Source organism: Polaromonas sp., assembly GCF_035638815.1.
GTDB lineage: Bacteria > Pseudomonadota > Gammaproteobacteria > Burkholderiales > Burkholderiaceae_C > Polaromonas.
Window position 1 is genome coordinate 1 of the sequence record NZ_DASQZG010000013.1, and the last position, 24,335, is coordinate 24,335.

Annotated in this window: 16 protein-coding genes and 1 pseudogene; 9 read left to right on the top strand and 8 right to left on the bottom strand. The window is 55.1% G+C overall.

Going from position 1 to position 24,335, the window contains the following annotated elements:
* The first annotated feature begins 99 nt into the window (after nucleotides 1–99).
* Complete coding sequence (locus VE934_RS08195) at nucleotides 100–2,508, top strand: GspE/PulE family protein (RefSeq protein WP_324886230.1); 2,409 nt, start codon at nucleotides 100–102, stop codon at nucleotides 2,506–2,508.
* Between the two features lie 202 nt (nucleotides 2,509–2,710).
* A complete protein-coding gene (locus VE934_RS08200; protein ID WP_324886232.1) occupies nucleotides 2,711–3,631 on the top strand; it encodes a class I SAM-dependent methyltransferase in 921 nt (306 codons plus the stop codon).
* 176 nt (nucleotides 3,632–3,807) lie between these two features.
* On the opposite strand, the pseudogene VE934_RS18175 reads toward VE934_RS08200, so the two are convergent.
* The 4 genes and pseudogenes from VE934_RS18175 to VE934_RS08215 form a co-directional block, all read right to left on the bottom strand.
* Nucleotides 3,808–4,520, bottom strand: a pseudogene (locus tag VE934_RS18175) (transposase); the annotation flags it as partial.
* 110 nt (nucleotides 4,521–4,630) lie between these two features.
* On the bottom strand, nucleotides 4,631–7,159 hold the full coding sequence (locus VE934_RS08205; protein WP_324886234.1) for a tetratricopeptide repeat protein: 2,529 nt from the start codon (nucleotides 7,157–7,159) through the stop codon (nucleotides 4,631–4,633).
* A 10-nt stretch (nucleotides 7,160–7,169) separates the two neighbouring features.
* Entirely contained in the window at nucleotides 7,170–9,545 is a 2,376-nt protein-coding gene (locus VE934_RS08210; RefSeq protein ID WP_324886235.1) for a tetratricopeptide repeat protein, read from the bottom strand.
* Between the two features lie 12 nt (nucleotides 9,546–9,557).
* The gene (locus VE934_RS08215) at nucleotides 9,558–9,992 is read right to left on the bottom strand and encodes a hypothetical protein (RefSeq protein WP_324886236.1); all 435 of its coding nucleotides are present in this window, start codon (nucleotides 9,990–9,992) and stop codon (nucleotides 9,558–9,560) included.
* Between the two features lie 184 nt (nucleotides 9,993–10,176).
* Here VE934_RS08215 and VE934_RS08220 point away from each other — a divergent pair, with 184 nt between their 5' ends.
* From VE934_RS08220 to VE934_RS08250, 7 genes are all read left to right on the top strand, one after another.
* Nucleotides 10,177–10,641 carry a pilin gene (locus VE934_RS08220; RefSeq protein WP_324886238.1) on the top strand — a complete coding sequence of 155 codons (465 nt, stop codon included), beginning with the start codon at nucleotides 10,177–10,179 and terminating at the stop codon, nucleotides 10,639–10,641.
* A gap of 64 nt (nucleotides 10,642–10,705) precedes the next feature.
* The gene (locus tag VE934_RS08225; protein ID WP_324886240.1) at nucleotides 10,706–12,604 is read left to right on the top strand and encodes a pilus assembly protein PilF; all 1,899 of its coding nucleotides are present in this window, start codon (nucleotides 10,706–10,708) and stop codon (nucleotides 12,602–12,604) included.
* A 37-nt stretch (nucleotides 12,605–12,641) separates the two neighbouring features.
* On the top strand, nucleotides 12,642–13,529 hold the full coding sequence (locus tag VE934_RS08230) for a glycosyltransferase family 2 protein (protein ID WP_324886242.1): 888 nt from the start codon (nucleotides 12,642–12,644) through the stop codon (nucleotides 13,527–13,529).
* 1 nt (nucleotide 13,530) lies between these two features.
* Nucleotides 13,531–14,634 carry a glycosyltransferase family 4 protein gene (locus VE934_RS08235; protein WP_324886244.1) on the top strand — a complete coding sequence of 368 codons (1,104 nt, stop codon included), beginning with the start codon at nucleotides 13,531–13,533 and terminating at the stop codon, nucleotides 14,632–14,634.
* Nucleotides 14,635–14,637: 3 nt separating this feature from the next.
* Nucleotides 14,638–15,501, top strand: coding sequence for an NAD-dependent epimerase/dehydratase family protein (locus VE934_RS08240; RefSeq protein WP_324886246.1), 864 nt, complete (start codon nucleotides 14,638–14,640; stop codon nucleotides 15,499–15,501).
* Nucleotides 15,498–16,472, top strand: a complete 975-nt coding sequence (locus tag VE934_RS08245) for a glycosyltransferase family 2 protein (protein WP_324886248.1) — start codon at nucleotides 15,498–15,500, stop codon at nucleotides 16,470–16,472. The genes VE934_RS08240 and VE934_RS08245 overlap by 4 nt, the downstream gene beginning before the upstream one ends.
* A gap of 75 nt (nucleotides 16,473–16,547) precedes the next feature.
* Nucleotides 16,548–17,360, top strand: a complete 813-nt coding sequence (locus VE934_RS08250) for a methyltransferase domain-containing protein (RefSeq protein ID WP_324886250.1) — start codon at nucleotides 16,548–16,550, stop codon at nucleotides 17,358–17,360.
* An 8-nt stretch (nucleotides 17,361–17,368) separates the two neighbouring features.
* Here VE934_RS08250 and VE934_RS08255 read toward each other — a convergent pair whose 3' ends face one another.
* The 4 genes from VE934_RS08255 to VE934_RS08270 are packed head-to-tail and all read right to left on the bottom strand — an operon-like array spanning nucleotide 17,369 to nucleotide 23,659.
* Nucleotides 17,369–19,099 carry a glycosyltransferase family 9 protein gene (locus tag VE934_RS08255; protein ID WP_324886252.1) on the bottom strand — a complete coding sequence of 577 codons (1,731 nt, stop codon included), beginning with the start codon at nucleotides 19,097–19,099 and terminating at the stop codon, nucleotides 17,369–17,371.
* The gene (locus tag VE934_RS08260; RefSeq protein ID WP_324886254.1) at nucleotides 19,096–21,534 is read right to left on the bottom strand and encodes a methyltransferase domain-containing protein; all 2,439 of its coding nucleotides are present in this window, start codon (nucleotides 21,532–21,534) and stop codon (nucleotides 19,096–19,098) included. The genes VE934_RS08255 and VE934_RS08260 overlap by 4 nt, the downstream gene beginning before the upstream one ends.
* Nucleotides 21,535–21,591: 57 nt before the next feature.
* Nucleotides 21,592–22,896, bottom strand: coding sequence for an ABC transporter ATP-binding protein (locus tag VE934_RS08265; protein ID WP_324886256.1), 1,305 nt, complete (start codon nucleotides 22,894–22,896; stop codon nucleotides 21,592–21,594).
* Complete coding sequence (locus tag VE934_RS08270) at nucleotides 22,850–23,659, bottom strand: ABC transporter permease (RefSeq protein ID WP_324886258.1); 810 nt, start codon at nucleotides 23,657–23,659, stop codon at nucleotides 22,850–22,852. Before VE934_RS08270 ends, VE934_RS08265 begins: the two co-directional genes overlap by 47 nt.
* Nucleotides 23,660–24,335: the final 676 nt, after the last annotated feature.

The following is a 24,335-nucleotide window of genomic DNA, read 5'->3' on the forward strand; positions in this document are numbered from 1 at the left end:
TGCATGACATCCGCTGGCTGCGCGCTGGGCAGGAGTTTATATTGTGAACCGCCGGTCCTTCCAGCCAAACCGTCGCGTGCAGATCATGCAGGCCCCTCGATGAGCGCCGTGCTTCGCACCGAGCGCGACTCGCAGGCGTTCTACGACTCGCAGCAGCTGCCTCCCGAAAAGCGCGGCGTCACCTTCGAGGCCTTGTTCTTTCGCCAGCTGCAGCTGGTCACGACCAAGATCCACGAGACCGAGAACATCGACCAGATCATGCTGGAGGCCAGCCAGGACATCTGCAAGCTGTTCAACGCAGACCGATTGACCCTTTACGCTGTTAACGAAGACCGCACGGCCATTATTTCGAAGGTCAAAACAGGGCTGAACACGAGCCGCGATTTAAAGCTTCCGATTAGTCCGCAGAGCATTGCGGGGTACGTTGCACTGGCCAAACAGATGGTCAACATAGCCGACGTGTATGACGATGTAGCGCTCAAAACAATCCATCCGAAGCTGAGCTTCTTGCAGGAAGTCGACAAGCGTTCTGGTTACCGCACCAAACAAATGCTTGTTGCACCTGTCATGGACGGCAACACCCTCTACGGCGTTCTGCAGGTCATCAACAACCGTAGTGACCAACCGTTCGCCAAGCTTGAGGAGGACGGTGCGCAGCAGTTGTGCAAGACGCTGGGCATTGCGATTCGCCAGCGTATGCAACGAGCTGAGGATGGACTGCGGCGGAAAGCCACCAAGTACGATGGACTGGTAACGGAAGGCGTGCTCTCCCAGGACGAACTGCTGCAATGTGTTCAGAAGGCGCGCGAAGAAGGCCAGACGGTAGAGTACCTTTTGATGGCCGACTTTCGTATCCGGCCAACGCAAATAGGCGCTTCCCTGTCCAAGTTTTTTGGCGTGCCTTATGAAGCCTTCAACGCCGGACGCATTCGGTCCGAGATGCTGCATGGCGCGCTCAAGCGCCACTTTATCGAGCAGCAGGGGTGGATGCCACTGGAAGAAACGCCCGACGGGTTGGTGATCATGTGCCTGGATCCGGAGGCCGTGCGCGGTGCCCGGGTCGTCCCCCAGGTGTTTTCCAAGACCAGCAAATTCGCTTATTGCGTTACTACGCAGACGGAGTTTGAGGAAACACTGAGTCAGCTTTTCGGAGCAGGCAATGAGGGAGGGTCAATCGATCAGCTCTTGGCCGACATGGACTCGCCGCTCGAAAATGATGCAACCGACGACTCGGCGCTGGAATCTGCGGCCGCCGACAACGAACTGGTCAAGTTCGTTAACAAGGTCATCATTGATGCGTACAAGCAAAAAGTGTCGGACATCCATATCGAACCCATGCCCGGGAAAGCCAAGACGGGAATACGCTTTCGTATCGACGGAACCTTGCAGCCTTATATCGAAGTTCCTGCGCAGTTCCGTCAGGCCATGGTGACGCGGCTCAAGATCATGTGTGACCTGGACATTTCGGAAAAGCGAAAACCGCAAGACGGAAAGATAAAGTTCAAAAAATACGGGCCGCTGGATATCGAACTGCGCGTAGCGACCATTCCGTCGGCAGGCGGCGTCGAAGATGTGGTCATGCGTATCCTGGCCGCCGGAGAACCTATTCCGCTTGAAAAGCTGGGCCTGACAGTGCACAACAAGGAGCGCCTCGAGAAAACCGTATCCAAACCGTACGGCCTGTTTTACGTCTGTGGCCCGACCGGCTCCGGAAAGACGACGACTCTCCACTCGATTCTGAAGTTTCTTAACACCCCAGACACCAAAATCTGGACCGCCGAAGACCCTGTCGAGATCACGCAGAAAGGTCTGCGCCAAGTGCAGATCAACAAAAAAGCCGGCATTGATTTTGCGCTTGTGATGCGAGCTTTCCTGCGCGCAGACCCCGACATCATCATGGTCGGTGAGTCGCGCGACAAAGAAACCGTATCGATGGGCGTGGAGGCTTCATTGACTGGCCACATGGTGTTCTCCACCCTGCACACCAACTCCGCACCGGAATCCATTACGCGTCTGTTGGACATGGGCATGGACCCATTTAACTTTGCCGACGCTTTGCTCGGAATTCTTGCGCAGCGGCTTGCCAAAAAGCTTTGCGATTGCAAGGAGGCATATTTTCCCGAAGCCGAGGAAATCAAGCTGTTCGTCGCCGAATACGCTGAGGAGTTGCGCCATACCGCTGCTTGGAAAGCCGACCCAGCGGTTGAAGCCAAAAAACTTCTTGACGGCTGGATTGCAGAGCACGGAGAGGGCGGCAAGCTGAAGATGTACCGTGCGGTAGGTTGCGATAAATGCAACAAGACCGGCTACAAAGGCCGTATCGGACTACACGAGTTGATGATTGCCGACGACGCCGCGAAAAAGCTGATTCAGGAGCGCGCCCGCGTCGCCGAGCTGTTTTCATCCGCCGTAAACAGTGGTATGCGCACGCTCAAAATGGACGGTATGGAAAAGGTTCTAATGGGGATGACAGATATTAAAATGGTTAGATCGGTTTGCATCAAGTAACTAGGGCAAAACGCCATTCTTGCCAAACGTTGACGGCAATCAGTATCACTTTGAGTTATTGACACTTGGTGATGTCAGCTGCGAGTGCATGCCAGGCTCACAGTCCCAACCATAATGAATTTAAACTCGGATTGCTCAACTGGTGGATAGTTGCCGGGACCGTTTTCGGTTTGAAGAGTAGAAAGCTTATCAGGAGAGCGTGTTGTCCATTCTGTCGAATTTGCTAAGGGAATTAATTTTTGGCAAGCCACGCACAAATACCTTACATCAAAGTTCCGACCAAATTTTCCTATCGGAACTATTAGAAATCGGGCATGACAAATTAAAAGCAAGTGACATAGCTGGGGCTGAAAAAATCTGCGCCGATGCATTGAAACGCTTTCCGGAAAATGCAGAAACCAATCTCCTGTTTTCAGAAATTGAGTTTGTCAAATGCAGCGCTGCAGTTGAGAAGCGATTTCCTGGGCCAACCTATCTGGATTGGCTTAAATGGTTTCACGCTACGTTAAAACCGGCCGCATATTTGGAGGTTGGGGTTGAATCCGGACGATCGCTTCAGTTCGCCCGCTCGCCAACGCGAGCGGTCGGAGTTGACCCGGCCCTTCAAATAGTTTATCCACAGGAAGCTTGGGTCAAACTCTATCAGCTTCCCAGTGACGATTTCTTTGCAAACCACGACCTTCGGCAAGTGTTGGAAGTGAAGACCGTCAGTTTGGCCTTCATCGACGGGTTGCATACCTTCGATCAAGCGTTAAAAGACTTCATGAATATCGAGAAATTTTCAGATGCAGGTACAGTCGTGTTGTTTCATGACATTTTTCCAGTCACTGCGGCTACGGCGAAGAGGGATCGGAGTACGAAATTCTGGGTTGGCGACACCTGGAAGGTGATTCCGATTCTTATGAAATTCAGGCCAGACCTCAAGGTATTCACGATACCGACATATCCAAGCGGATTGGGTGTTGTTACTGGTTTAAACGCGGATTCAACAACGCTTTGGAATGACTTTGAGCTCATCCGTGACCAGACAATGGCATTCGAGCTCGATACATTTCAACCGAAGATCGACGATCATCTGAATCTTGTCGAGAATGATTTTGCGGCAGTCTTGCGCCTGCTTTGAAAGATTGCATAGGAGTCTGGGCGGCAGAGCAAATTCGAAACGCTGATCAGCTTATGTTGGCGATGTTGGGGTATACGAGATAGAAGGCGAGGTTGTTTCAGTGCCGACCGAAGGGACCGAGCTGGGTTTGATGCGCAGGGCACCGCGCCAAACAGGTTTTGCGCCCCATCGGGGCGTCAACTCAGGCCCAACGCACACATTCTTCGCAGATTCGGCGCCATGCACACGAGCTTGAGCTCGGCATCGCACTTAGCCTGGCCCCGCATGCTGAACTGGCGAAGCGCCAGCACACTCTGGATCCAGCCGTTCGGCGGCTCGGCAATCCACTTGCACTTGCGGTAGCCGCCTTGCCTTCTTCGGTTTGCAGCTAGGCGGTCATCGCAGCTGTGTGTGGAGAGCGCTGACTGTCGATCTTTGAGGCGGCCAGCTTGCCTTCTCGCCCCAGTGCGATGACCAGTTCGCTATCGCTATGCTGTCGGGGCATCCAGGTTGGTCTTGACCGTATCTAGCACCCGCGGCACCTGCTGCACGTCCGAGCTGGTGTTGGCCAACCCGGCGGCCACGATGATGTGCGCTGCCTCGTCCACGGCGGGCTGGGGGTTGTAGGTGTAGTCAAGTCGCCACCGGCGCGCTTCATGATGCGCGCCGGCGGATCGGTGAAACTGTCCTGGGCTTTGTCGGGGGGAGCGCCAAAGTCTCTCTGGTAGGACTTGCCGTCCTTGTCGCGGGGCTTGCGATGGTCATCGGCGCTGTGCCCACGGGCCGCGTCGGCGTGCCTCTGGCGTTCTTCGAGCCGCACTTTGGCCGCTGCAATAGCAACCAGCCGGTCCTGCCTGCAGGCGATCTCAGCGGGGATATCCAGCTCGGGCTGGTTTCGCTCTTGCGCGTCGATCTAGGCTGTGAGCGTCACTTCCGATTCGTTCATGCGTTCATAGCTCGGCTGGTAGGGCATGTAGCTGGTGTTCATGCCTTCCTCAACCCATTCATCTTGCCAGCCGTTTACTCAACCGCCCTGCCTTCTGCGGCCCAGACTCCTAGCGGATCAGTTGGGCTCGGCTCGATTGCTGACATCTGTTGATCGAGGCACCATTTCTGCCACATGCCGCGCAGGGCGGCTTCAAAGTGCCCAGCAAAGCGCGACGAATCAAAGATTGGGGAGGCCAACACCTGCTGACGCAACCCTGCGCGCAAGCTCGTCAAGCGGTTCACATCGTTGGCGTGTGCTGCGGCGCGGACGACGTAATCGTCAGCGCCTGCCGCTATCCAGTCTGGCAGTCCGGCATTCATCAAAAGACCGACTCCCTGGCGGGACAGAAAACGATCTCCTTCCAGAGTTAACACTGGCACACCCATCCAAAGGGCTTCTACAGTGGTTGTACCCCCAGGAAAAGGGAAGGGATCGAGAGCAATATCTACCCGGTGGTAAGCTGCCAGATAGCTTGCACGAGGTACATAAGCTTCAAAAATCAGGCGCCCGGCATCTATGCCGTGAGCGGCGAAACGCTCATAGGTATTCTGCTGTACAGACGCTTCTGCGAGCTGCTGGTATTTGAGAAAAAGACGGCTGTCCGGAACCGTATGAAGCACCCGCGACCACAGCTGCACCACCGCATCATTCATCTTGCTCAAGTTGTTGAAACTACCAAATGTGATGTAGCCATTGGTGAGCCGTGGAAGTGCGCCAACCTCAAGCTGCGCATCGGGTGGCGTAAAGCACAGGCGCGTTTCTGGCAGACGCCATATTTTTTCAGTGAAATAAGATTCGTGACTCGCCGGAAGAGTCCAAAGATCGGCCAGGAAATAGTCCATGGCTGCCACTCCAGTAGTCGCAAAATAACCTAGCCAGCTCAACTGTATGGGCGCCGGTTTCCAGGCAAACACGGGCAGCCGGTTGTGTGCGGTGTGTCCGGATAAATCCACCAAAATATCGATCGCGTCCTCCCGAATGCGCTTCACCAGTGCCTTGTCAGAAATCCCAACCGCCGAATGCCAGCCCCGGCAGCAAGCGCGCAATCGTTTGCTGGTCTCGTCATCACAAGCGCGGGTCGGATACGCGAATAACTCCAATTTGTCGAAGGCTTGGGACCTGAGTGCGGCCAGGACTCCTTCCAAGAAATAGCCCACAGGATGGCCACATAGATCGCCCGACACAAAACCAACCCGCAGCACCCGGTGCAATTCAGGAGAGTTTGGCCAATCTGTATGTGGCTGAGCCGACTGCGCCACTATGTCACCGAAGCATTGGGCATCTGCGAGCAGACGCGATGCAGGTTGGTCGGCCACGTAGTTGTTGATGAACAGCAGGTTGTTGTGCGCCAACGCATAGTCGGGCTGGATGCTCAGCGTGTGCCGAATACTCCGTAGCGCTTCATCCAGCTTTCCAACATCTTTCAGTGCAATGCCCAAACCCAAGTGCGCATCTGCGTTATTCGGTTGGATTTCCAGTGCCTGTTGGTAGCTCTTGATAGCCGGAACGAGCCTCCCCGCCATTGCCAGCGTGACACCCAGGTAGACGTATCCCTTACTGTTGCCGGGTTGGACCTCTATAGCCAGTCTAAAACGCGTCAGCGCATTTTCATACTGCCCAAGCTCGCGAAGCGCCGCTCCCAAATTGATATGAGCATCAAAGTGATCGTTGGCAAGCTCAAGCAATTGCTCATAACAGGCAATCGCCCGATCCAGTTGCCCTTGGCTCTGCAGCGTAACACCCAGGTTGTAATGTGCTTGAACCAAGGCAGGATCGATTTTCAAAGCACGCTCATAACTGGCAATCGCCTCATCGAACTGCCCAAGTTCTTTCAAGGCTGTTCCCAGATTGCTGTGTATTGCTGCCACTTTGGCATCAATTTCAAGGGCGTGGCGATAACTGTTGATGGCCTCTCCAAATTGACCCAGATCGTGCAGCGCGATGCCCCGATTGTGCAGAGCGTCAATGTAGTCTGGCCGCAGCGCCAAAGCCGTGTCAAAACTGGCAACTGCTTCTCTAAGCTGATTTATCTCCAGCAGGCCAATAGCGATGTTGTAATGAACTTCGGCAGAGTCGGGCTTGAAATTGGCGGCGTGCATATAGGACGTCACAGCTTCAGCGGCTTGTCCGAGCCTGCCGAGGGTTACGCCCAAAGACAGATGCGCATCCGCGAAATCCGGTTTCAAAGCGATGGCTCGACGATATGCAGCCACTCCGGCTTGCAAATCTCCCAAGCGCAGATGGGCATTGCCCATGTTGTAGTGGGTTGCTGAAGAATCTGGCTTCAGTTCCAAAGCTTTTGAATAGGAACTGAGCGCGCGTGCCGCCTCGTCTTGATCTAGCAGCAAATTGCCCCGATAGAAGTGGGCACGGGCCAGGTTCGGTGCCAAAAGAATGGCCGCGTCGTAGGACCTCAAAGCGGCATCCACCAGCCCTTCTTTCTCCAAGGCCACTCCTTCTTCAAGTTTGCGCTCTGCGTCTTGCGCGCTATTGGCAGGCTCACCCGTTGTCGCAACGGTGGAAGGGCTTACTCTTTTCAAAAATCGGTTTAACAGCCCCATCAGCGTCCTCTCAAAGTTGAAGCGGCGCTCCGATATTACGGGAACACCATTGGGTCCACATGCCGCGCAAAGCCGCTTCAAAATGCCCGGCAAAGCGTTTTGTGTCGTAGACCGGAGAGGCCAATACCTGCTGTCTCAATCCGGCGCGAAGCTGGGCTAAACCTGGCAGGTCGCTGGCAAGCGAAGCCGCTCTGGCCACATAGTCATCGGTGTCTTTGGCTATCCAATCAGGCAAACCCGCATTTGCCATCAGCCCAACTCCCTGGCGCGACAAGAAATGCTCGCCGGCCAGCGTCAGTACCGGAACGCCCATCCATAAGGCCTCTGCCGTGGTTGTTCCGCCAGGATAAGGGAAAGGATCCAGTGCGATATCTACATGGTTGTAGGCGGCCAGATATTCCTCCCTCGGTCCATAGTCCTCCAGGATCAACCTGTTCAGGCCAATGCCTTGCGAGGTGAAAAGTTCACATATGTGCTGACTCAAAGCTGGCTCAGCAAGCAATTGAGACTTGATAAACAAGCGGCTCTTCGGTACGGCGTTTAACACCCGCACCCATGTATTCACCACAGCGTCATTCATCTTGCTCAGGTTGTTAAAGCAAGCAAAGGTGATGCTGCCCTTGGTCAGAGCGGGCAGTGGCCCCACATTTATCTCTACATGCGGCGGTGTGAAACAAAGCCGTGTTTCAGGCAGGCGCCAGACCTGCTCAGTAAAAAATACCTCTTCGCTCGGTGGCAGCGTCCAAGGATCGGCGATCAAGTAATCCATAGCGGGCACTCCGGTAGTGGCAAAGTAGCCCAGCCAGGACGCCTGAATGGGGGCCGGCTTCCAGGCGAATGCGGGCAAGCGACTGTTCGCGGAGTGTCCGGAAAGGTCAAGCAGAATATCGATTCCGTCGTCACGGATGCGCTGTGAGAGGGCTTCATCCGACAGCCCAAGCGCAGAATGCCACCCTGCACAACAGGCCTTGAGCTTCTGGCTGGTTGCGTCATCGCACACACGGTTGGGGTATGCAATGACTTCCAGTCGTTCAATGGCCTGTGATGCGAGTGCTTTCAATACACCTTCCAGAAAATAGCCGACTGGATGACTGCACAGGTCACCGGAAACCAAGCCTACTTTTAATCGTCGTTCAGGTAGAGGGGAGTTAGGCCAGCTGGTGTAGGGACGGGCCTGCCGGGTTACCACCTCTCCGAATCGCCTTGCGTCGCCAGATATCTGCTTGGCGGGATGCTCAGCCAGGTAGTTTTGGATAAATAGCAGGTTGTGGTGGGCTTGGATGCAATTGCCGTCAAGCGCCAATGCCCGTCGAAGTGTTGCCAGTGCGGCATCAAGCTGGCCCATGTCTTTCTGCACGTTAGCCAGATTCACCAGTGCGTCGACATAGTCCGGAGTTATTTCAAGAGCGCGGCGATAACAAGCCAGTGACTCGTCAAATCGTCGAGACAGGTTCAACACGATGCCCAGGTTCATGTGGGCTTTGGCCAGCGAGGGTTTTAGCTCAATCGCCCGGCGATATTTTTCCTCCGCGAGATCAAGCTCCCCAAAATGTTGCCAGACAGTGCCGTAGCTTAAGTGTGCTTCGGCAAAGTCGGGCTTGAGTTCAAGTGCTTTTTGGAAACACTTCGCAGCTTCATCGTGTTTTGCGAAAACCTGCAAGGTATTGCCGAGGTTGCTGTGCGCTTCGGCAAAATCCGGATTGATCTCAATGGCTCGCTGAAAACACGCCACCGCAGCCTCAATATCGTTCAGCTTTTTTTTGATCCCGCCCAGGTTGCAGTGCGCCTCGGCAAAGTCGGGCTTGATCTGTAGCGCACGACAATAACTTTCCTGCGCGGCCTCTATACGCCCGAGCTCCTGCAGTGCAATGCCATGGCTAAGATGCGTGTCGGCGTTCCCGGCATCAAGGGAAAGTGCATGGCCATAGCTAGCCGCTGCGTCATCCAGTTGGCCAAGCATATGCTGAAGACTTGCTAATCTGATGTGAGCGTCCGTAAACTCTGGTTTCAGGGCGATGGCCCGGCGGTAATTGTCGATGGCGGCCTCGGGTTGACCCAGGGCCACGCGGGCATTACCCAGGTTGTAGAAGGCCGCCGCAGAGTCAGGTTTGTACTTCAGGGTGGTGAGGTAGGCGCTTAATGAAAGTTGAGCGTCGCCCCGGTCCAGCAAAATGTTGCCGCGATTGAAATGCGCCCGGGCCAACTCCGGCATCAATTGAATGGCTTCATCGTAGCAAATCAGGGCTTCATCAAACCGGTCTTGCAGCTCAAGTGCCATACCTTTTTGCACCAAGCCCTCTGCCTCCAGCTTGGCAGCCGCTTCGTCAATTGGGGCGCTGAGGCCTGATACAGCTCTGGATTTTTGAAATCTTTCAAAGAAACCCATCTGCTCCCCTTTTCAATTGCCGCCGCTGGACGGGCGGTCCATATGTCCCACTATGATATTGCCGAACGCGAGATGAATTGCGCGATAGCTGAAGCCAAAGACAAGGCCGAGCGATGAAAATGACTGAAATTTGGAGGCAACATGATTCTCAACTGGTTTAATGCTGCAGAAGCGAAAGAGTTTGGCAGCTCCCTCGCGCGTTTCTTCACTGAAAAACTTCCATCGGCCAAGCAATTTGGCGATAAGGCCTTCGAGCAGAAGACCGACAAGATTTTGAGGCAAATGGCCGATCAGATCGTTCGGTTCAAGCAGCAGCACCAGCTGAACACCTACAAAAAAGCCCAGCTTGGCAATGCTTTCAAATGGGCTTTGAGAGATGCCGGTATTGAACCTGACTATGCAGATCAGCTGACAAAGTGGCTGATGCTGCAGATTGGATAATGCCATTCACCGGACGCCGACAAAAATGTCATAGTCCGGACAAAAAGTGACAAAAACAACGCCTTTTCATGCCTGTTTAAGCGGATTCTTCGAGAAGCAAGCCAATTTTCCGGTTTAAACCTTTGGCACGAAACCTGCTCTAAACCAGCGTCCGTTTGTTGGTTTTTGTTGTCAATTCAAGGAGTTATTCATGAAACGTTCTCTACAAAAGGGTTTTACCCTGATCGAGTTGATGATCGTGGTCGCGATCATTGGTATTTTGGCCGCTGTGGCTTTGCCTGCCTACCAGGATTACCTGGTGCGGGCCAAGGTATCCGAGGTTATTTTGGCCGGTTCGTCTGGCCGCACGGCCGTTGCGGAAGCGTATTCACAATTTGGTACGATGCAGAAAGGTATGGCATCCATGGGCGTGCAATCCCTATCGTCGAAATATGTGAATAACCTCACATACACGGGAACCTCCGCCACTGTTGGCGATATCATTGTGACCACAAACGGAACGGCGTCTGGGTTGCCAACGGCAGCTGCGGGTAAAACAATTATATTGCGTGGAAACGTCCCTAATACTACGACGGGCCAGGTGATTTGGACATGTGGTGGCGGTACTGACCCAGTCCCCGCCAACTTCCGTCCCAGCTCTTGCAAAGACTTCTAAAACGGTTGATTTAATCAAAAGCCTCTTGGATTAAACCCAAGAGGCTTTTTCTTTTGCGCTCGCTATGCGAACCCCGTATCTCACTGGGCTGGCTGCGTTCCTGCTGGGCGCACTGGCTACGGCCCTGTACTGGCCGGGCTTGCAGGGCGGCTTTTTCTTCGATGACGGGCCTAGTATCCTGCTGGCTGACGGGGTACGTCTCCAAAACTTATCGTTGGAGTCCTTGCAGCAGGCCTGGACCAGCGGTGGCGCCGGCCCCACCGGGCGACCAGTGGCGCAGCTGAGCTTTGCGCTCAACCATTATTTCAGCGGCTTCAGCCCCTTTGCGTTCAAGACGACCAATCTGGTCATTCACCTGGCCTGTGCGGCGCTGGTGTTCAGCCTGGCGCTGCGGCTGCTGACGCAGAACGGCACGCAGTGCAAACCGCAGCAGCTTGTTTTTGCGTCTGGCGCCGTGGCGGCGCTTTGGCTGCTGCACCCGATCCAGCTTCTGCCTGTCTTGCATGTGGTGCAGCGCATGACCAGCCTGTCGGCCCTGTTTCTGCTGGCGGCGCTGTTGCTCCATCTGCGTGGCCGGGAACGGGGTGGGCGCGCCGGTGCGGCATGGCTCATGCTCGCTTGGGGAATCCTTTGGCCTCTGTCTTTCTTCAGCAAGGAAACCGGGGCGCTGTTCCCGGCGTTCGCTCTGGCTTGGGAATTGATCGTACGCAGAAGCAGTACAGGCGGGCTCGACCGATTTGCCCGGCGTTTTGCGGTGCTGGCGGGGCTGGGTCTGGCGGGGACGCTTGCTTACCTGCTGTCACCGCGCGCGCAGTGGCTGTGGTCTGGTTTTGAGCTTCGCCAGTTCACCCTGCTGGAGCGCATGCTGACCGAGGGGCGCGTGTTGTGGTTCTATCTGGGCTTGCTCTTGGCCCCCCGCCTGGAGGCGCTGGGCCTGTACCACGACGATATTGCGCCTTCAACGGGCCTCTTTTTACCCTGGACGACGATGACCGCATGGGTTGGGCTGGCCGTCCTGGTCTGGTTGGCCTGGCGGCTGCGCCGCGGCGCACCGCTCGTGGCGTTCGGGATTGCCTGGTTCCTGATGGGGCATGCGCTGGAGTCCAGCTTCCTCCCGCTGGAGCTTGCCCACGAGCATCGCAACTATTTGCCGCTGTTTGGCATTTTGGTGGCAGGTGGGTCGGTGCTGCTCACTGCTCTGGGACACAAGGGCACCACCAAGACCATACCCGTTGCGCTCACCGCCGCCGCGCTGGTCTATTTTCCTTTTGTCACCGCACTGCGCGCGCACCAGTTCGGCGACGAACTGCGACGCACCCAGATCGAGGCCCAGCATCACCGGAGTTCGGCCCGGGCTCAGTACGAGGCGGGGTTGAACCTGGCCAGGCTCGCCGATGCAGCGTCCCCGAACTCACCTACTCACGCTTTCGCCCGGCAGCACTATGAGCTGGCCAACAGCCTAGATCCGGCTTTCAAAATGGGGGGGCTTGCGTTGATCGACTTGAACTGCCAGGCCGGTCTGCCGGTAGAGCACGCCGAGCTTGCAGAGCTGTCGCGCCGTCTGCGCGAGACACCGTTTGCGCCGGGCGACAGAGGCGTGTTGTACGGCCTGAAGGAAATGGCCATAGCCAACTCGATCTGTTTGGCCCGCCCCGAGATCGACGGTCTGTTTGCCGCCGCGCTGGCCAACCCCGGCGTCACTTCCGGGGTACAGGCAATGCTGCACTCTTGGCATGCCGACTATTTGTGGTTGCACGCCGGCGACTTGCCAGCTGCCCGTGCCGCGCTGGGGCGATCACTAACGCTGAATCCAGCCAACCCGAGCAATCGCCTCAAGTGGGCGCAGTTGCTTGTTGTTGCCGGCGAGCGGGCGCAGGCAAGGCTATTGCTGCTTGAGTTGCGCGACCTGAATTTTTCAGCGGATGAGCGCAAGACCCTCAATGAACTGCTGGCAACCATATAACATGGTTGACCCTTGACGCCATTTGCCTATTTTGCCAATGTCTCACCCAGTAAAAATCTCCATTGTCATCCCCGCCAGAAACGAGGCGACCAGCCTGCGCGACATCCTGCCCCGCCTTTTGGCGCTGATGGGCGATGCAGAAATAATCGTGGTTGACGACGGCTCAAGCGATGACACAGCTACTGTTTGCGCTGAATCGACTGCCAAGCACATGCGCCACCCCTACCCAAAAGGCAATGGCGCGGCCATCAAAACCGGGGCGCGGGCGGCTCGCGGCGACGTGATTGTTTTCATGGATGCTGACGGTCAGCACAAACCTGAAGACATTCCGGCTCTGCTGGGAAAACTAAACGAAGGCTTTGACATGGTGGTGGGGGCGCGCCAGTCAGGCTCACAAGCGGGGCTGCACCGCGCTGTAGCCAACGAAGTCTTCAGTAGTTTCGCGAGCTGGATGGTGATGCAACCGATAGCTGACCTCACCTCAGGCTTCAGGGTGGTGCGGGCGGCGCGTTTTCGGCAATTTTTATATCTGCTGCCTAATGGCTTTTCGTACCCTACAACGATCACCATGAGCTTCTTTCGTGCTGGTTACAGCGTAGCCTATGTGCCTATTCATTCGCCACGCAGAAGCAGTGGCTCAAGCCATATCCGTCCATTGGGAGACGGTTTGCGCTTCCTGCTGATCATCATCAAGATCGGTACGCTTTTCTCGCCACAAAAGCTGTTTCTGCCCATTAGCGCTGGCTTTTTTCTGACGGGTCTTTCTTACTATTTATACACCTACCTTAGTGCTGGCAGGTTTACCAACATGAGCGCTCTGCTGTTCATTTCTGCCATCTTTACCTTCCTGATTGGTATCGTATCCGAGCAGATTTCTGCGTTGCATTACAAAAATATTGACACTACCGACCATGAAGGCGACTAGCTTGAACGTTTTGATGAGCAGCACCTCCTACCCGGAGAGCCTACAGGATTGGCGCGGCCGTTTCATTGCCAATATGGTTACGGCGTTGGCGAAACAGGAGAACATCACGCTTTCAGTGTGGGCCCCGCCGGGTGAGTTGCCGGCCGATGCGGTCAGCGTAGCGACTCCGGCCGATGCCTTATGGCTCGCGCGCCTGTCGAAACAAGGGGGCATCGCACACCTGCTGCGCACCCGCAAAGCATTGGCCGCCACAACCATACTGGGCTTGCTGTTGCGCCTTGGCCGCGCCTATCGCCGCCAGCGCATCGATGTGGCTCACGTCAACTGGCTGCAGAACGCGTTGCCACTTTGGGGAACGCGCACACCCGCATTGATTACCGTGCTGGGCACCGACTTTGCGCTGCTACGCTTGCCCGGCATGAAGGCGATGTTGCGGTCGGTGCTGCGGCAGCGGCGCGCCATCCTGGCGCCTAACGCGGACTGGATGCGACCCTTGCTGGAGCAGGCCTTCGGCGACATTGCTGAAGTCCGCACGATCCCCTTTGGCGTCGATGGCTCCTGGTTTGATGTTGTGCGGGGCTCGGCGGTGGACAACGTTTCTCATTGGCTAGTCGTGACACGGGTGACCAAGAACAAAATCGGTGATTTGTTTGAGTGGGGCGAAGGACTGTTTGGTCCGAACCAGCGATTGCATTTGTTTGGACCGATGCAAGAAGAAATCGTGCTACCTTCCTGGGCGCACTATCACGGGCCTACTTATCCGGCCGATCTGCTGAAGCATTGGTTTCCAATCGCAAGTGGGTTGATCACTTTAAGCCGTCATGATGAAGGGCGGCCTCAAGTCATGTTGGAGGCGATGGCGTCGGGAATACCGATAGTGGCGTCGGATTTGCCCGCGCACCGCGACATGATCCAGCATCGCACTACTGGCTGGTTGGCAGGAAGCAGGGAGGAGTTTCGGGAAGGGCTTCAATGGCTCGGGGACTTGGCAAACAACAGGAATGCCGGCAGTGCTGCTCGTCAGTGGGTCAGAAGTACGGTTGGCAGCTGGGACGACTGCGCCTCCCGCTACGTAGCTGCGTATTCCCAGTTGCTGGCGGCTTAAATAATGGGTCGCCATGACGTCCTGCTGCTCGGAGGTGGTGGCTTCATCGGCACCGCATTGGGCAGACGTTTGACGCGGGACGGAATTCGCGTGCATGTCCTGGGCCGCCAGGATGCGGACAAGGTGGAAGGCTTGCTCAGGCAATGCGCAACAGTAGTGCACCTGGCGTCCACGACTACGCCGGGCTCATCAGCTGGCCTTCCGGGAATGGAGATTGAAAACTTAGCCTTGACCACCCGGCTGCTGGAGCTGGTGCGCATCCGTCCTCAAACACACCTGATATTTTTCTCCTCCGGCGGTACGGTGTACGGCAACCCGGGCCGGCTGCCTGTGAACGAAGATTTCCGCATCGCCCCCCGTTCCAACTACGGCGCGGGAAAGGCTGCTCAGGAGGGCTTCCTTGAGATATTTCGCACGCAAGGGCATGCTGTCACTGTCGTGAGGCCTTCAAACGCTTATGGTCCAGGGCAGGGTATGAAAAATGGGTTTGGACTGGTTCGAACCATGCTGGAACACGCGCTGCTTGGCACGCCTGTGGAAATCTGGGGCGATGGAGAGAATGTGCGCGACTTCATCTACATCGACGATATTGTCGAAGCCTGTTCTCGCTTGATCAAGCTTCCGCAGGACGCTGACACATACAACCTGGGAAGCGGCAGGGGATACAGCGTCAATGAGACAAGAGCAATGGTTGAGCGGGTAACCGGCATTGCCTTGACAGCGATCCATCACGCACCTAAGCTTACCGACGTTCGCGCAATTGTGCTGGATACCGCGCGGGCAGAAGCGAAGCTTTTATGGAAGCCGCAGACCAGTCTTGAGGGGGGGATAAAACAGACCTGGAAGTGGCTTCAGGAAACTACATGAGCAAGCACGCTGCTGTTATGGCTGGAAACGGCTACTCACGGACCGCTGCACCTCAGCAAAAAGAATCAGGTTCTGACGCAGCCGGTCTGGTTTGTGCCGTAGTCGTTAGCTATTTTCCAGGCGAGGAACTCGACGCTCTGCTGCAGCAGCTCCCGGCACAGGTCGCACAAGTCGTTGTCATCGACAACACCCCTGATGCAACTAGCGCCTCGCTACTCCAGAAGAAAAAAGAGTTCGTGCCGCGGGTTCATCACATTGCCAACGGGCACAACGCAGGAATCGCGGTAGCCCTCAACCAAGGATTGAGCTATGCGGTTGAGGCTGGATACAAATGGATAGTGACCCTGGATCAGGATACCGATTGCCTGCCGGACATGGTGAGTACGCTGGTTGCGGTGTCTCGCGCCTGCGGGCCCGCGGCTGCGGTGATTGGCGGGAACTATCACGACCCCAGAAGCGGGCGTACGAAGGTGGCCGCCGGGGAGCGAGAATGTTTTTATGAGCAAAAGACGGTCATCACCTCGGGAAGTTTGATTGATGTGCGTTTTGCGGTATCAATCGGCGGTTTTCGGGAGGATTATTTTATTGATCAGGTCGATCACGAATTCTGCCTGCGAGTCAGAGCCAGGGGCGGAAAAGTTGTCATCAGCTGCAAACCCGTTATGACTCACAGCGTTGGCAGAGAAGGTGGGGCAAAAATCCCATTTCTCGGCGCCCTGCCACGCCACCCACCATTGCGAAAATACTATATTGCACGCAACACTGTGGTCACGGTAGCCCAATACTGGTGGCGCGAACCGCAGTGGTGTTTGCGACGGATGACCCGATTACTTCTGGGCTTGGGGGAAATGGCGCTCCTCGAAGAACAGCGTATTGACAAGGTGCGCGCATTTTTTTTAGGCATAGTTGACGGTCTGAGCCGACGCATGGGACCTTGTGGAAGGGAAAGTATTTTGCGCCTTCAGCAATGATTGCTAGTGGTGAGATTGGTGCCTGGAGGGTTTTGGCCAACCCGCATTTTTCAAGCGCGATTCACTGGAAACACAATGATTCAACGGGCGATTGCGGTGCTTCGGTCGCGGGGCGTTTGGGGGCTGCTACGTGTGACCTATTCGCGGCTGCGAAGCCTTAACGCGGGGCGGGCCAAATCCTTTGCCCCGAACAAGCACCACTTTGCGGAAAAGTCAGGAATAGAAATCGGTGGCCCCAGCGCAGTTTTTTCGGCCAGAGGGATGTTCCCTGTGTACTCCCTGGTCAAAAATCTTGATAACTGCAATTTTTCCGACGCTACGATTTGGGGAGAATCATCCGCCAATGGAGGAACGTATTTCTTCCATCCGGGCAAGCCGTTGGGACGGCAGCACATTGGCGAATCCTCCATGCTGCATCAGCTTCTTGCGGGAACCTATGATTTTGTGCTTTCCTCTCATATGCTGGAACACACTGCCAACCCACTTCTGGCTTTGTCTCTCTGGAAAAAGCTGCTGACTGATAACGGCCTTCTAGCATTGGTTCTGCCCAACAAGAGCCACACTTTCGATCATCGGCGTCCGGTGACAACTCTTGAGCATCTGATTGAAGACTTTCAGGCTGGCATGCCCGAAGATGATCTGACCCATTTACCCGAAATCCTGGCGCTTCATGATTTGAAGCGCGACCCGGACGCCGGCGATATTGACTCCTTCAAGTCGCGCTCCATGCGCAATTTTGAGAATCGTTCTTTGCACCATCATGTGTTTGACAGGCGCCTGGCTGTCAGTGTTGTTGAATACGTTGGACTGGAGCTTTGCGCCGCCGAGGAAATTGCGCCTCACCATATTCTTGTATTGGCTCGCAAGCCGCCAAGCTCCTTGCTGTGAGCGCTGCCCTAACGCAGCGCCTTTCGCAAAAAACGCAATGTGTGCAATGTGGCGAGCAGGAACCCGTCTCTTCGAGCGATGGTTGCATATTCCCGATACAGAAGGCCCAGATACTTCATTTGCGGAATGACCATCCGCGCAAGCATGACTTTCATGCGCAGATACCTGAGCGAAATGCGTTTGATTTTTGGCGGGATGGGTCTTGGTCCCGCCAAGCTGGAGGCTGGGACGGGCCCAGAAGTCAGGGGCGAGCGCTTCTCTTCGTGTGCAGCTCGCAGCATTCTCTCTACCACCGAAGCCACTGTTTCAGGGTCGACAAAGTTCCGACAGTAAGACCCCCCGTATAAGGGGCAGCGAATAAGGCCATAGCAAGGTCGGCAACGCAAGCCCGCTTCCAGCCATGCGTAATTTTGCGTTTGTGGTGCATTTGAATTCTCCGGACGGGTGCTGGCGAAAAGGCACACCGTAGGAAGCCCAAGTACATGCGCAGCGTAGTGGGCCGGAAAAGAATCCATTCCCACCATCAGATGGTGGGTCTTCAGCAATGTCTTGAAGTGGGCAAAATTTTGGAAGGCAGTTACCTCACAACCCGAATAGTCATGCCCGCCATTTGTTAAAACAGTCAATGAATAGCCTTTGCGGCGCAGCAATTCGATGAGCTGCTTCTGCTGTGGTTCGGGGTACACCTTCAGTGCCCAGCCGCCGTCAAAGTGCAGCAAAACGCGCATGGGGCTGTTGGGTTGCGGTTGCGGCTGAAACGTATGAGGGCGGGCCACAGCGGTGGCGAACAAATCCTGATTTGAGTGAAAACGCTGACCCAAAGCAAACGCAAAATGATCGATCAAATGAAACAACGAGGCGTTGTAGTCACGCGAGGGTCTAAAGTAGGTGTAGAAACTGTCTTGCGGCAGTGTGCCCTTGATCGATTCGAAATAGGTACTTTCGGATGTCACTTTGCCTTGTTGAAAATCGGTCCCGCGATTGATTAGCGGCGCTTCGATAGGCAGAACTGCCAGCCCTGGAGCGTTGTCATCCACAATGTTTTGGTAGGCACGATTGACAGCGATGCGTTTGATTGGAGAGCTCGACCAGTTGAATGCCAACGTAAAAAAGAGCACATCACCGGCGTGATGCGGCATGACGGCGGTAAAGCTAATATTTGCACGGGACGTCTGTGCTTTAAGCATCAAAATCGCGCGTTCGGCGACCCACCGGTACGTGCTGTAGTTGTCGTCGTAGACAAAGCCATTGTGTTGGGAGTTGCCGAGAGTGATATCGAGGACCTTTAAGACCCGCGTTTCGATCCGAAAGAGCGATTGGCAAAGCGTTGCGTCCAGCTCTGCGTCTACAGTAGAAAGCAAAATCAGAAAATTCGAATCTTCGGCATCCAGGTGAGTTGGCAGAAGATATCCGACAGGCCGGTTGTCGTTGTCGGCAACGACAGTAATACCGTCGAAGGTCGACGCACCCTTAAGAGCCGCAAGTGTCAGCAGGACGTCCAGAGACGAGCTGCTGAACAGTGGATTGAAGACAAATGTTGCAGCAACTTCCGCGTGTCGCGCCGATTCCTTCAGTTTCAGAAAGATCTCTTGTACGTAGCGCGCCGGGGTGGCGAACGCAGAGTAAAAAATTCTGGAAAAGGATAGCGTGTCGGGAGAAATGGTGAAACTGTAAAGCTTCCAGTCAGGATCTATATCTCTGACAAGGTAGCGTGATTCACTGACAACACCAAGTTTCATTTATTTTCCAGAACTCCTGTGATCTGGAGTTCAGAATAGGCGTCACTGTGAGGGTCGTAGTTTGATAAAGATTGATCCAGTCCTTCAAAGCGCCGCTTGGCATTGCGCCTTGCAATCCATCGCCGATACAGCTGGAAAGGCTTAAATGGCCTGCGTCCCCAATCAGCGTCCCAATTGTGAAACTGTTCCGCATGTATGAGATCGCAATGCAAGTTGGCATCCCATCGTTCGTGATAACTTTCTGCCAGATTGGTGAAGCCGTGACGAGCCAGCAGCGCTTTCAGTCCTTTTGGAGTGAAATGAAATATGTGTACCAGCGGTGGTTGCGCCCATACCCACCGCATGCCCAGTTTTTTGTAGCCTAGCCCCGAGGCGTTCGGAACAGCAAGGATCACTTTTCCACCCGGAGCGAGAAATTCCTTGATTTGGGTAATGGTTTTGTCCAGATTGTTTGAATGTTCGAGAACGTGAAGAGCGACAACGCTGTCCCAGCCCAGACCTTTGGGCGCGGAGTCATGAAGATAGGGGTCGTAGGTCGTGCTATCCAAACCTGCTTCAGCTGCGGCTCTGGAAAAGTATCCCACTCCACCGCCAAAGTCCAGCACGCGCTTGCCTAGTAACGGGGCGTATTCCACGATGCGCGCTCGGCAGTCCTTAAGCTTGGCATCATAGTGATCCTGGTACCACCGGTAGTCGAAATCTGTTTGATACAGCCTGGATAACACCTCGTCGCTTGGCAGGGGGTCGGAGCAGATTGAGCCACACCAGTCGCACTGCAGCAAAACGTAACCGGGATAGCCGGTCCAGTTGGCATCGTTGTAGAGCTGCCCTTGCCCTCGCCGACAGACGTGGCAAGCAATGCTCCGGGGTGTTTCCCCGTGTACGTGGGAAACATGCTTTGGGAAAAATCTTCGGGGAACAATGGCTCGAACGACACGCCACACCGGTTTCATAAAAGCGAGAGAACTGCTCCATCTGCTTAGCCTGTCCTGCATCATGGTGAGGCCTGTTTCAAGGTCCTGGACGCGGGAGGCGAGCCGTCGTACCTCCTCCTTGGTAGGCGTTCCAAGACTGTCCCGTAAACCCCTTCCGTCAAATGGTGGAGAGGCTAAACCGCTAGCCCACTCGCTGGCAATTTTTTTCCAGGTCCAGTCATTCAAGGGTGTGCCCCACATTTTCCAGGCAAGACTTGCAGCGGGCTCAGGCAAGTGATCAGGGTGGAGTTCAGTCAGATCCGGAGGCCATTGAATTTCCTGTGGGTGTCTGAAAAGCTGGGTGAGAAGGACAAGCAAAGGTATCCGCCAGTCTTTTGGGTACTCACGGTCAGCTCTTGTGCTGCTGATCGAGCCGTAGTCGATGAGAATCGCCTCTCCCTGGGGTCGTATCAGGATATTCCATGTGCGCACATCCTCATGGAACAGGCCCATCGCTTCCAGAGCGGCGAGCTGCCGCAGCAAATCGCTGATGACGGAAACTGGATTTACATGTTTGTCTCCGAGCAGCCGCGTGCTGAGCAGTTCTCCAGAGATACGTTCTCTCAAAATCCATCCTTCGTGAGAACCCAAGGCGCTGTGGATTTTTGCGGGGAAACCGAGTTGCGTGCTCTCGGGGCGGCAAAGAAACCCAATCTCCCGCTCAAACTCTTGCCGGTTCAAGGCTCCTTGGGGGCCGTGAAAATGCACAAGCTTTAGAAATTGTGTCTCGTTGTGGAAGTAACGTCGTCCCCGCTCATTGCTGACCCGGTCAAATTCATGTGCAGCGACTGCCCAATGGTCGAACCTGGAAAGAGAGTTGTCCAAGAGCCAGAACTTGTTGCTTGCGAAATAGACGGGTCGAGTATGTGTGGACAGATGAGTGGCGAACTCCCCGGCGCGGACCAGAAACGCAAAATCCTGATACAGCCCATCTGGCGTTTCTGGTTGTTGCTCAGCCCATTCGGCGGGTTCTTCGCGGAGTGCCGCCTCGAACAAACCAGCCTCAATCTTGTTGCTTGCCTCCCCCAGAAGTGCCTGCGTCCATTGCGCTCCTCTGTGTGCGCAAATGTGATGCATGACGCTCATGCCAATGACCAAGTCAAACTCACCTGGTGCCATGCGCCGCAGCTTGTCCTCAATGCTTCCGACTTCAAACTGCAGAGAGTAACTGGAGCGTTCGCCCGCAAGCGCATTGCATAAACTGATATTCTGATCAAGGCGGTCAAGGCCTGTTACTGTTGCGCCCAACGCAGCAAGATGAAGGCTGAAGTAGCCCTGCGCGCAACCCAGATCAAGAACCCGCAGGGGACGATCAAGTTCTGCTGACAGCAATGTATAAACAGAAACAATCAGGCGAAGCCGATCGGCAGAGGGCCTGGCGGCATGGATATCGAATTCCGGATGTCCGTACACCGGCTGGTAGATCTCAGGAAGCGCATTAACCAGCGATGTAATTGTCATGCGAGGGTATGGATAAAGGGTAAAAGCATTATCCGTTGGATATTGAAGCAAGCACTTTTACGCAACTTCAATTTGACAACTCAAACCGGCATCCGGACTGCCATGAGGCTGCGTGTTTCTCAGTTTCAGGACCATGCAGTCATAGCGCCGATCATGAGCAAGCAAGCCTTCGCTTGTTTCACTTGTCACTCCAAGGGAGATCAGGTAGTCTGCCGGCCCAAAAAAAGGCGTGAAGAAGAAACTGATGCCCAGGGTCTGGCCCGCTTTCTGTTTCTGCGGTTCGCCGGGACCAAGCAAAATTCGTGAATTCGTGGTCAGCATCATGGCGCCGGTTTTGGACTTGATGGCAATGCCGAAAACAGGGCTTTCGCTGTCGGCGTGGTAGACACTCCAAAACCTCAGCTCTACTTTCACGCCCAGAGTCAAGACTTGGGGGTCTTCCACTCCATTTTGAACAAGACATGCGTCGATGATGGTGGAGGACTGGTCTCCCCAGCGGGTTTCGGCGGGATTGTAGTGAGAGCGGTGAACCAATCGGTCTTGCGCGTCGGCAGGGCGTTTTTTTCGCTGACCTCCCTCTTGGGCTGGAGGCAGGCTGAGAAGCGTTAAATACTGATGTATGGCTTCGGGGGCGGCTCCAATGAAGACCATCTCACCCCCTTCCAGAACAATCACGCGGTCACAGTGGTGAGCTATCTGTTCCATGGCGTGGGAGACCAGGAGCACGATCCCTCCCCGCTGCCTGACAGCATCTATGCGGTCGAAGCATTTTTTCTGGAACCCTACGTCACCCACAGAAAGAGCTTCGTCCAGGATGAGAATTTCCGGGTCCATGTGCGTAGCAGTTGAAAATGCCAGCCTCACGAACATCCCGCTAGAGTAGGTTCTTACCGGCTGGTCGATGAATTCGCCAATTTCTGCGAAGTTGGCGATGTCCGCAAAACGCGTGTCCATTTCCGCTTTGGTAAACCCCATAAGCGCGCCCTGAAAGTAAACATTTTCGCGCCCAGTGAACTCAGGGCTAAAACCCGATCCGAGTTCAAGCAAGGCAATCACGCGCCCGTTGACCTCCACCGTTCCACTCGTTGCTTTGAGTATTCCGCAAATGATCTGCAGAAGCGTGCTTTTGCCGGAGCCATTTCTGCCAATGATGCCTACGGTTTCACCCCGAATGAGGTCGAACGAAATACCCTGCAGTGCAGTGAATTCGCGATGGTATTTCTTAATCCCAAAGAACAGAAACTGCTTTACGCGGTCTTGGGGATGAGAAAAGAGGCGGTATGCCTTTCCTAGATGTCTGACCGATATGGAGACGTCAGAGCACATCGGCGAACTCTCCCCGGCTGTATTGAAAGAAGGCATAGCCGAGTAATAAGACGCCAAAGCAAGCGACAAAAGCTAACCCCCATGCGCTCCACAGGACCGGCTGGCCGACAATCACCGCACGGGACGTTTCGATGACGATGCCCAAGGCGTTGAACCGATAAAACGGCTGCAGGAAAGCGGGGACGGCACTGACCGGGTAGAAGACAGGTGACAAGAAAAGCAGCATTTGCGTCAGCATGGGCACAACCTGCGTGATGTCCTTGATGAACACCCCCCAAGCAGCTACGAACCAGGAAAGTCCCAGCGCCAAAAATAAAACCGGAAGGAGCAGTAGCGGAAAGGTCAGCGCCTGCAATGTCAGAGTTCCTGTCCCGGCAAGTGCTGCGAGCATGAGCAGAAAGTTAAAGGTGCCGTGAACCAACGCGACTCCCAACGGAACCATGGGGAGTATGTGCACGGGGAAAACAATTTTCTTCACGAAATTCGGGTTGCCGCGCACGGACATCGGGGCACGAGCCACCGTTTCTGCAAAGATGTTAAAAGTTATCAACCCGCTGTACAGCACCAGCCAAAAGGGCAGGGCGCCGTGTTCCTGGGGCCAACGTGCATGAAAGACCTGGCCGAAGATGAAGGCGAAAATGCTCAGCATCAGCAGCGGACTGAGAAAAATCCACAACACACCCAACATCGCGCCGCGATAACGCAGCAGCACGTCCCGCTTGACAAGCTGGCCGAGCAAATACCGGTGGCGCCAGATGTCGAGAAAAATCTGGAAAGGGTTCAGGGCGGTAATCTTCATGAATTGAGAAGCTCTTGGCGGAGATGCAAACAAGCTCAGATGGAAATCACATTGGGTGGCATCGATTGTTTCCCTTTAAGTGCTGAGCATTTTTTCCAGCTGCGGTTTCCGAATAGAAATCACCATGTCGGCGCGCGGGGGCAGTAGAGGGTGATAGCGCGCCCGTGCGCTTGTGCTCGACCTTGCCTGGTCGATTATCCTACCCCTCGATCACACTGTAACGGACTATCACTGATTCGCTAGAAGGGTGTTAGCTTGCTGCGCCATGCCCAGCAAGCTGTTCGAGAGGCATGACTCAACTGCTTGCGTACAGCATGTGCCACCTGCAGAGGGCACGCGGATCGCGCCGCAGTTGCTGCTGCGTATTACCATTACCGCCAGCAGATCAGTGTGCCAGCGCACCAGTCTGCAGCCCCTCACCGTCTGACCTTCAACGCCGAGACCCTCGCGTCAAATGCAATCCGCTGCCGCCATCGTCTTTCTCATCCTGCCCTGGATCAATCCTTTTGCCCCGGGGCCGACGCCCTCAGTTGTTCCGCTGTTGGTATCGGGGGGATGCATCGCCATCCTGATCGGCATGTACAGCCGAGCGCATCGCCCAGACTTTCACCCGCCTGAACGGTTGCCGTCGGTCGCCGCCTGGGCTTGGCTGCTCGCGGGTGTCCTCAGTAGCTTT